This is a genomic window from Streptomyces sp. NPDC055103 (assembly GCF_053607625.1).
Genome location: NZ_JBSGTX010000196.1, coordinates 1 through 1,112, shown reverse-complemented (window position 1 = coordinate 1,112; position 1,112 = coordinate 1). Strand labels below are relative to the sequence as shown.

Here is a 1,112-nt window from a genome sequence, read left to right as displayed (position 1 = left end):
TATTGATCAGAAACTCATGGGGTTCACTCGTCGAGGATGTAGCGGACGTGCTGGCCGCCGAAGTATCCGCGCACGATGTGGGGCTGGCGTTGTCGGCGGTGGAAGAACCGGCGGGTTTCGGCGGCGAGTTCGGCCTGGTTCCTGGCTCGATGAGTGTGGGGCAGGCTGCGCTTGAGGTCGGCGTTGACCAGCTCGTCGGGGTTCAGCTCAGGTGAGTACGAGGGCAGGAAGTGCAGCTCGATCTCGTCCTTGTGGTCGGCGAGCCAGGTCCGGACGGCCTTCGAACGGTGGGCCGAGTGCCGGTCGACGACCAGGTGGACCTTGCGGTCGAAGTGCCTGACGAGCCGGTCAAGGAAGCGGCACATGACCTTTGCGTCGAAGGTCTCGGTGAAGACCATGAAGTGCATCCGGCCCTTTGTGCTGATCGCGGACATCGCGTTCACGGAGAACCGGTTCCCAGTGCGACGCACGATGGGAGTGGCACCCTTGGCGCCCCAGGTGCGGCCGGTGACCTGGTCCGAGCGGACCCCGACCTGGTCGCCGAAGAGAACCTCGGCGTTCTCCGCCCTCGCCCTGGCACGGATCGCCGGCCAGGTCTCCTCGTGCCAGACCCGGACGGCTTCCGGATCCTGCTCGACCGCCCGCTTGTCCGGACGCTGGAAGGTCAGCCCCCACCGCTTGAGGTACTTGCCCACTCCGGGCTCGGTGAACCGGACCCGGTACAGCTTGAAGATCAGCTCGCCTATCTGCCTGCGTGTCCACAGCTGACCAGAAAGCCCCAGGTCACAGGGGATGTGGTCGAGGACGGCCTGCCGGACGGCAGCCTGCTCGGCCTCGGACAGGACCTGATGCTCGCCCACACGACGGCCTCGCGGGCGCGACAGCAGTGCGTCCCGGCCGCCGGTCTGCCACTTCGCCCACCAGTTGTCCACGGCCTTGACCGACACCTTGAACAGGGCAGCGACCTCCACCCGGTCCCGGCCCTCCACCAGAGCGGACACCGCCAGCAACCGCACGGCCTCCTGCGCGTCCGGCGACCAGGCCCGCGCATCCCCCACCAGATCACTCACACACCGTCAACGAGCCTGAACTCAAAGCGTTTCGGATCAATA

Annotated in this window: 1 protein-coding gene; it reads right to left on the bottom strand. The window is 66.5% G+C overall.

All coding sequences use genetic code 11. The annotated features are described in order from the left end of the window. Positions 1 to 23 precede the first annotated feature (23 nt). Positions 24 to 1,070 carry an IS630 family transposase gene (locus ACWFR1_RS40480; protein ID WP_453561164.1) on the bottom strand — a complete coding sequence of 349 codons (1,047 nt, stop codon included), beginning with the start codon at positions 1,068 to 1,070 and terminating at the stop codon, positions 24 to 26. Positions 1,071 to 1,112 lie beyond the last annotated feature (42 nt).